The organism is Halanaerobiales bacterium (genome assembly GCA_035270125.1).
Classification (GTDB): domain Bacteria; phylum Bacillota; class Halanaerobiia; order Halanaerobiales; family DATFIM01; genus DATFIM01.
Genome location: DATFIM010000148.1, coordinates 1 through 8,046, shown reverse-complemented (window position 1 = coordinate 8,046; position 8,046 = coordinate 1). Strand labels below are relative to the sequence as shown.

General features: G+C 29.6%; 8 protein-coding genes. All 8 read left to right on the top strand.

Going from position 1 to position 8,046, the window contains the following annotated elements; genetic code table 11:
- Positions 1-96: 96 nt before the first annotated feature.
- Positions 97-459 carry a S1 RNA-binding domain-containing protein gene (locus tag VJ881_07780; GenBank protein ID HKL75951.1) on the top strand — a complete coding sequence of 121 codons (363 nt, stop codon included), beginning with the start codon at positions 97-99 and terminating at the stop codon, positions 457-459.
- 97 nt (positions 460-556) lie between these two features.
- The gene (locus VJ881_07775; protein ID HKL75950.1) at positions 557-1,099 is read left to right on the top strand and encodes a DUF501 domain-containing protein; all 543 of its coding nucleotides are present in this window, start codon (positions 557-559) and stop codon (positions 1,097-1,099) included.
- The gene (locus VJ881_07770) at positions 1,096-2,010 is read left to right on the top strand and encodes a Ppx/GppA phosphatase family protein (GenBank protein HKL75949.1); all 915 of its coding nucleotides are present in this window, start codon (positions 1,096-1,098) and stop codon (positions 2,008-2,010) included. The genes VJ881_07775 and VJ881_07770 overlap by 4 nt, the downstream gene beginning before the upstream one ends.
- A gap of 95 nt (positions 2,011-2,105) precedes the next feature.
- Positions 2,106-3,527, top strand: a complete 1,422-nt coding sequence (tilS, locus tag VJ881_07765) for a tRNA lysidine(34) synthetase TilS (protein ID HKL75948.1) — start codon at positions 2,106-2,108, stop codon at positions 3,525-3,527.
- Positions 3,520-4,080, top strand: a complete 561-nt coding sequence (gene hpt / locus VJ881_07760; GenBank protein HKL75947.1) for a hypoxanthine phosphoribosyltransferase — start codon at positions 3,520-3,522, stop codon at positions 4,078-4,080. The genes tilS and hpt overlap by 8 nt, the downstream gene beginning before the upstream one ends.
- Positions 4,081-4,158: 78 nt before the next feature.
- Positions 4,159-6,165, top strand: a complete 2,007-nt coding sequence (gene ftsH / locus VJ881_07755) for an ATP-dependent zinc metalloprotease FtsH (protein ID HKL75946.1) — start codon at positions 4,159-4,161, stop codon at positions 6,163-6,165.
- Between the two features lie 134 nt (positions 6,166-6,299).
- Positions 6,300-7,817 carry a histidine ammonia-lyase gene (hutH, locus tag VJ881_07750; protein HKL75945.1) on the top strand — a complete coding sequence of 506 codons (1,518 nt, stop codon included), beginning with the start codon at positions 6,300-6,302 and terminating at the stop codon, positions 7,815-7,817.
- A gap of 124 nt (positions 7,818-7,941) precedes the next feature.
- Positions 7,942-8,046: formate--tetrahydrofolate ligase (locus VJ881_07745; GenBank protein HKL75944.1), on the top strand; the 105-nt coding region annotated here is incomplete at its 3' end.

Genomic DNA, 8,046 nt, shown 5'->3' with positions numbered 1-8,046 from the left:
ATACTTTAAAGAAATGCTAGAATTTTATTTGACAGAATTCATGACTTAAGTTATAATGTAGTTAATCTTATAAAATCGAGGAGGAATTTTTTTAGTATGTCCATTGAGGTTGGAGCTACAGTTGAAGGTAAAGTTACAGGCATTACTAATTTTGGTGCGTTTGTTGAATTGCAAAATGGAGACACTGGATTAGTTCATATTTCAGAGGTTGCGAATACTTATGTTAAAGATATTTCTAACTATCTTAAAGAAGATGAAAAGGTTAAGGTAAAGGTTATTAATATTGATGATGATGGTAAAATAGGGCTATCTATCAAACAGTTAGAAGATCCATCTGATAGAATAGATCATGCCCCAAAGCAATCTTTTGAAGAAAAGATGGAAGACTTTTTAAAACAGAGCAGTGAAAGACAACAAGATCTAAAAAATCGTGAAGCAAAGCGAAGTGGTAATGAATAAAAAAGCGATTTTGTTTTAAAATATAGATAGTAGAAAAAGTAAAACATCCTCCTGCTTGGAGGATGTTTTTTTTTGGTATGAGAGGAGTATAGAGAAAATGAAAGTGTCTAATAAAGAATATAACTTAATTAAAAAACAAATTGAGAGAGAACCTGATAATTTATTAGAAATAGCAAAATATTGTCCTTTTTCTTATCCCGCAGTTTTAATAGTAAAACCTTATGAAAATTCTATTGTATTTCCTACAACCTACTGGTTGAGTTGTCCCTATTTTGTAAAAGAAGTAAGTAAAATTGAAGATAAAGGATTAATACAAAAGTTAACTTCAAAATTAAAAAATGATAGGGAATTTAGATTAACTTTAAAAAAAGCACATAAAAATTATGCCAAAAAAAGATTAGAATATTTAGATAAAAATCTTGAAGATTTACCTGATGGCATTAGAGATGTTTTAGTGAATTCAGGAGTAGGTGGCATAATTGATAAAGAAGGGGTAAAATGTTTACATACTCATTTAGCTGATTACCTGGTTAATGGATTAAATCCAGTTGGAGAAATTGTATTTAATAAATTGGATTGGCCCGATAGTTGTGATATTTGTAGTAAGTTAATGAACAAAGAAAAGGGAGGTTCTCAATGAAAGTAGCAGCCATAGATATAGGTACTAATTCTACAAGATTACTAATAGTTGATTATGATAATGGTGATTATAAAGTTTTAGAAAGAGATATAATTATTACTCGGTTGGGTGAAGAAGTAGATAAGAATAAATTTTTAAAAGAAAATGCTATTGAAAGAACAATAACAGCTTTAGAAAAATATGACAAAAAAATAAAAAAACATAATGTCATAAATGTTAAAGTTGTTGGGACTAGTGCTTTACGTGATGTAAACAATAAAAAAGATTTTATTAAACCCCTTAAAAAAAGAACTTCATTTAAAATTGATATTATTTCTGGTAATAAAGAAGCAAAATACATATATAAGGGAGTAAAAACTGACATAAAAAATAATGATTTTTTGATTATTGATATAGGTGGAGGTAGTACAGAATTTATCTGGAAAAATCAGGATGAAATTATTAAAAAAAGTCTTGATATTGGAGCTGTTAGACTAACAGAAAGAATTATTGAAGATAGCAGAAAGCCTCTTAGTAATAGTGATCAAAAAAACTTGCAAAATGAAATTAATAAGATTTTAAATGAACAGGATATTATAAATTTCAAAACAAAAAAATTGATAGGAGTAGGAGGAACTATTACTACTTTGGCAGCTATGGATTTAGGTCTTGAAGAATATGACAGTAAAAAAATTCATCAATATTTATTATTAAAAGCTGATATTGATACAATTTGTCATAAATTATCTAATAGTAGTCTTTCTGAAAGAAAAAGAATGAAAGGTTTAAATGAAAAGAGAGCAGACATTATAACTGCTGGTTCAATTATTCTAAAATCAATTATAGAAATATTAGATATAGATAAAATAGCAATAAGTGAAAGAGATATATTATTTGGCCTTATAAATGAAGTAATAGAAGAAACTTTGTGAAATCAATAAAAATTGCAGGAATACTGACCACTTATATAGAATAATTAATATTGACGCAAAAGAATTTTTTAGAGTTAAAAGGGGAGTAATTACGAGTGAAAGTTTATGATAAATTCAAAGACTTTATTGAAAAAGAAAATTTGATTTCAAAAAAAGATAGAGTATTATTGGGAGTTTCAGGTGGTCCTGATTCTTTAACTATGCTTGATCTTTTTATGAAGTTAGCTGCTAATAAAAATTTAGAAATAGCTGTCTTTCACTTAAATCATTTGTTTAGAAAAGAAGCTAAAAATGAAGCAAAATTTGTAAAAAAGATGTGTGATAATTATAATATAACCTGTTTTGTGGAAAAATTTAATGTTCCTGATTTTGCAGAAAATAATAAATTATCTTCTGAACAGGCAGCAAGGAAAATTAGAATGAAGTTTCTTTTTTCATATCAGGAAGATTTTAATTTTAATAAAATTGCTTTAGCCCACAATAAAGACGATTTAGTAGAAACAGTTTTTTTAAATATCGTTAGAGGTTGTAGTCTTTCTGGTCTGAGTGGTATAGAACCAATAAGCAATATTAATAATCATAAAATCATTCATCCTCTTTTAGCAATAAGTCGAGATGAAATAGAAAAATATTGTAAAAAAGAAAATTTAAATCCACGTTATGATAAAACTAATGAAGAGACTATTTATACCAGAAATAAAATTAGACATAATATTATTCCTTATCTTGAAAGTGAAATTAATCCCTCACTTAAGGATGTTGTAATGAGAATGGCTAATTTAGTAAAAGAGGAAGATGATTATTTAAATAGTCTTGCTGAAAAACATTTTTCAAATATAGTAATAAAAGAAGAAGAAGATAGGATTGAAATAGATTTCAATAAGTTTAATAAATTAGATGAAGTTATAAAAAGAAGAATTATGTTTAATGCTATTTATAAAATAAAAGAAGTGAAAGCAGATATCTATCTTAAACACTATCAAGAGATAAAAAAGTTATTTACTAAAAATGCTACTAATAAAAAGATTGATTTACCTGATAAAATTAAAATAAAAAGAGTTTATAAGAAATTAATTTTAAAAAGAGGTAATTTTGAAGAAAATATTTTAAATTATACTAAAGATATTGAATTAGGAACTATAGTAAATTTACCACATAATTATAAATTAAAAAGTGAGAAAATAAAAAAATATAAAAACTGGAGAAAAGAGGCAAGTAAAGCACAAAATTGTTTAATGGATTTTACTAAAATTAAATTTCCCCTTAAAGTAAGAAATAGAAGGCAGGGAGATAGATTTACTCCTTTAGGATTAAATGGGAGCAAAAAAATAAAAGATTATTTTATAGATAAAAAAATAAAAAAATCAAAAAGAGATAAAATTCCTCTTGTGGTTGATGATAACAATTTAATTTTATGGATAGTTGGTTATCATATGAATGATAAGGTGAAAATTACTAATAAAACGGATAATATCCTGAAATTATCCTATACTAAAAAGGAGGCAAATAATGAGTAATAAGAATGTACTTGATAAAGATATTGCTGAAGTTATTATAACAGAAAAAGAATTGGATAAAAGAATAAAAGAAATGGGGGAAGAAATAACTCATAGTTATAATCCTGATGATGATATTATTATGATAGGTATTTTAAGAGGGGCTATATTATTTATGTCTGACCTTGCGAGAAATATCAAATTACCGGTTACTTTTGATTTTATGGATGTTTCAAGTTATGGTGACAGCACAACTTCTTCAGGTGTTGTTAGAATTATAAAAGATTTAGAAGAAAATATTGAAAACAAACATATACTCATAGCTGAGGATATTATGGATACAGGTCGTACTTTAAAACATGTTGTAGAATTATTGAAAACTAGAAATCCAGCAAGTATAAAAATTGCTACACTGCTTGATAAACCGGAGAGAAGAATACAGAAAGAAATTACAGCTGATTTTAATGGTTTTGAAGTTCCAGATAAGTTTGTAGTAGGTTATGGATTGGATTATGCGGAAAAATATAGAAACCTACCATATATTGGTGTGTTGAAAGAGGAAATGTATGTTTAATCATTTACAAAATATTTTTCCTATGGTATAATATTTTATTGTATTATGGTTAAATTGTAGAGGGGAGGTAATTCAAACTTGAATAAATTTGTTAAAAATATAGGATTTTATCTAATATTAATTGCGATATCAATTTTAATTGCTCAATTTTTCATGCAACAATCACCGCAAGTTTTGGAGAATTTTACTTACACTAATCTTTTAAGACAGGTTAATGAAGGAAATATTAAAGAGGTAACTGTTATAGGAAACTCTAAGGTGTCTGGAACCTTCGAAAATAAAGAATTTAATGTTGATATTCCACCAGAATCTATCCCGCATTTAATGGAACAATTAAGAAATGCTGATGTAGAAATATCAACCAAACCGGAACCGACTGCCCCGTGGTGGATGAATATTTTAGGTTATGTTCTTCCGATTGGAATTTTAATAGTAGCCTGGATATTTATCATGCAAAGAATGCAGGGTGGCGGCGGAAAAATGATGTCATTTGGTAAAAGTAAAGCCAAATTAAATGAGAAAAAAGATGGCACTACTTTTGATGATGTTGCTAACTATGAAGAAGTAAAGGAAGAGTTAAAAGAAATAGTAGAATATTTAAAAACACCTGAAAAATTTGCCAATGTGGGTGCTGAAGTTCCTAAAGGGGTTTTATTAGTAGGACCTCCAGGAACTGGTAAAACATTGATGGCTAAAGCTGTTGCTGGTGAAGCTGGAGTTCCATTTTATTTCATCAGTGGTTCAGATTTTGTAGAAATGTTTGTAGGTGTTGGTGCTTCTCGAGTAAGAGATCTTTTTGAAAAAGGAAAAGAAAATGCTCCCTGTATTATCTTTGTAGACGAATTAGATGCAGTTGGACGTCAGAGAGGAGCAGGCCTTGGTGGCGGTCATGATGAAAGAGAGCAGACTCTAAATCAGCTTTTAGTAGAGATGGATGGTTTTGAGCCAAATGAAGGTATTATATTAATGGCTGCAACAAACCGACCTGATATACTTGATCCCGCTTTACTTAGACCTGGTAGATTTGATCGTCAAATTACAGTTGATAAACCTGATTATAAAGCTCGTGAGGCTATCTTGAAAATTCATATGAAAAACAAACCAACAACAGATGATGTCAAGACAGAAGTTCTGGCCAAAAGAACACCTGGTTTTACAGGAGCAGATATGGAAAATCTGGCTAATGAAGCTGCAATTCTTGCTGCAAGAAGAAATAAAGAAAGAATTGGTATGCTTGAATTTGATGATGCTATAGATAGAGTTATTGCAGGTCCTGCTAAAAAGAGTAGAGTTATATCTGAAAAAGAAAAAGATATTGTTTCATATCATGAAACTGGCCATGCATTATTAGGTGAGTTATTGGAAAATGCAGATAGCACTCATAAAGTATCGATAATACCTAGAGGTAGAGCAGGTGGATTTACAATTAATTTACCTGAAGATGATAAAAACTTTATGACTAAAACTGAATTGACAGATATGGTTACTGCCCTGTTAGGAGGTAGAGCAGCAGAAGCTGTTTTTCTTGAAGATATAAGTACAGGAGCTCAAAATGATTTAGAAAGAGCTACAAAAATAGTTAGAGCGATGGTTACTGAATATGGAATGAGTGAAAAACTTGGGCCATTAACTTTAGGCCAAAAGCATGACCAACAGGTATTTTTGGGTCGTGATATATCCAGACAGCCTAACTATAGTGAAGAAGTTGCTTCAGAAATTGATAGAGAAATCAGTTCAATTGTTGAAAATTGCTATCGTAAAGCTGAATCACTTTTGGAAGAAAATAGTGAAACTGTTGAAAAAATCGTAGCTGCACTTAAAGAACATGAAACTCTTAATTCTGAACAAATTCATAAGATAATGAATGGTGAGGAGTTAGATCCTCCAGAAAATAAAGAAAAAGTAAATAAAACTTTTGAAGAAACAAAGGATAAAGATACAACTACTGAAGAAAATGAAGAAAATCAAACTGAAAATGAAGAAAATAAAATTGAAAATGATAGTTCTCAAAATGATGAAAAAAATGCTTCAGAAGAAGACAATTCTTCTGAAGAAAACGAAAAACCTGAAAACCAGGAAAGTTAAAGGTGAATATATGTTAAAAGCTAATAATTTTGAGAGTAAAATCATATATATAGATTATAAAAGAGGAGACTTTTTAGTCTCCTCTTTTGCTATTTATTTTAACTCATTAAATTAAAGAAGTTAGGAGTGAAAATATGATTATTTTAACGGGAGAGGACTTAAATTTAGATGATATAATTGCTGTTGCTCGTCATAAAGAAAAAGTTAAAATTGCTGATTCAGCGAAAAAAAAGATTAAACAGGCCAGAGAACATGTTGACAGGTTAGTGAAAAAGGGTGAAGTTGTTTATGGTATAACAACAGGATTTGGTAAGTTTAGTGATAAAAAAATATCACCGGGAGAAGTTTTGAAATTACAGGAAAACTTAATTAAAAGTCATGCTGTAGGTACAGGTGATGCACTTTCTTTAGAAGTAGTAAGGGCAATGATTTTACTTAGAATAAATAATTTAGCTAAAGGTCATTCTGGAATAAGATTAAAAGTAATAAATAAATTAGTAGAGCTGCTTAATAATAATGTAGTTCCCTGGGTGCCAGAACAGGGGTCTGTTGGCGCAAGTGGTGATTTAGTTCCCTTAGCACATATAGTACTTGTTATTATGGGTGAAGGTAAAGCTTATTATAAAGGTGAGTTACTTGCAGGAGATGAAGCTCTTGAAAAAGCTGACATAAAAAAGATTGATTTAGTTAGCAAAGAAGGTCTGGCTCTTATTAATGGAACTCAGATGATGGCTGCTCTTGGTAGTATTGCTCTTTATGACAGTCGAAAATTAATGGAATATGCTGATTATGCAGTTGCTCTCTCTCTGGAAGGATTAAATGGTATTACTTCTGCTTTTGATGGTGATATACATAAACTTAGACCTCATCCAGGACAAATTAAATCTGCTGAAGTTGTTAGAAACCTTACTAAAGGAAGCAATCTGGCAGTATATGAACATGAAAACAGAGTACAGGACTCTTATACTTTAAGATGTGCTCCTCAGGTTCATGGTGCCAGTCGAGATGCTGTAAATCATGTAAAAGATATTATTAACAGAGAAATTAATTCTGTGACTGATAATCCCTTGCTTTTTCCAGAAAAAGATAAGGTGATATCCGGTGGTAATTTTCATGGACAGCCTCTGGCTTTAGGTCTTGATTACTTAGCTATGGCTGTTAGTGAAGTCGGGAATATTTCTGAGAGAAGAGTTGCTCGTTTAGTAGATGGATCTTTAAATAATGGATTAGAAATGTTTTTAACACCTCATGGTGGATTGAATTCGGGATATATGATTGCTCAATATACAGCAGCTTCAATAGTTGCTGAAAATAAAGTATTAGCAAATCCAGCTAGCACTGATTCTATTCCAACTTCTGCCAATCAAGAGGATCATGTAAGTATGGGTTCAATAAGTGGCCGTAAATTAAGAGATATTGTAGAAAATGTTGAAACAGTATTGGCAATTGAATTGATTGTAGCTGCCCAAGCTGTAGATCTAAGAACTGATTCTCCTTTAAAAGATTTAGGGAAAGGTAGCAAAATTATATACAAAACAATTAGAGAAAAAATTGATAAACTTAAAGAAGATAGAATTCTTTATCCTGAAGTTGAAGAAATGAAAAACATTATTAAAAAAGGAGTGATAAGCAAAAAAATAAAAAACTTATAAATTATTTTGAAAATTAAGGAGGATAATCAATTCATATTATTGAATAATTAATAAGCAGGAAACATTAGTTTATTAAAATAAAAGTTTGTTAATATAAACCAAATAAAAAAGGAGTGAGTATGAAATGAAAAGTGATATTGAAATAGCACAGAATGCAGAAATGCAGCCAATAACAGAAATAGCGAGTGATTTAGGATTAAGTGAAGATGATATTGAGAATTATGGTAAG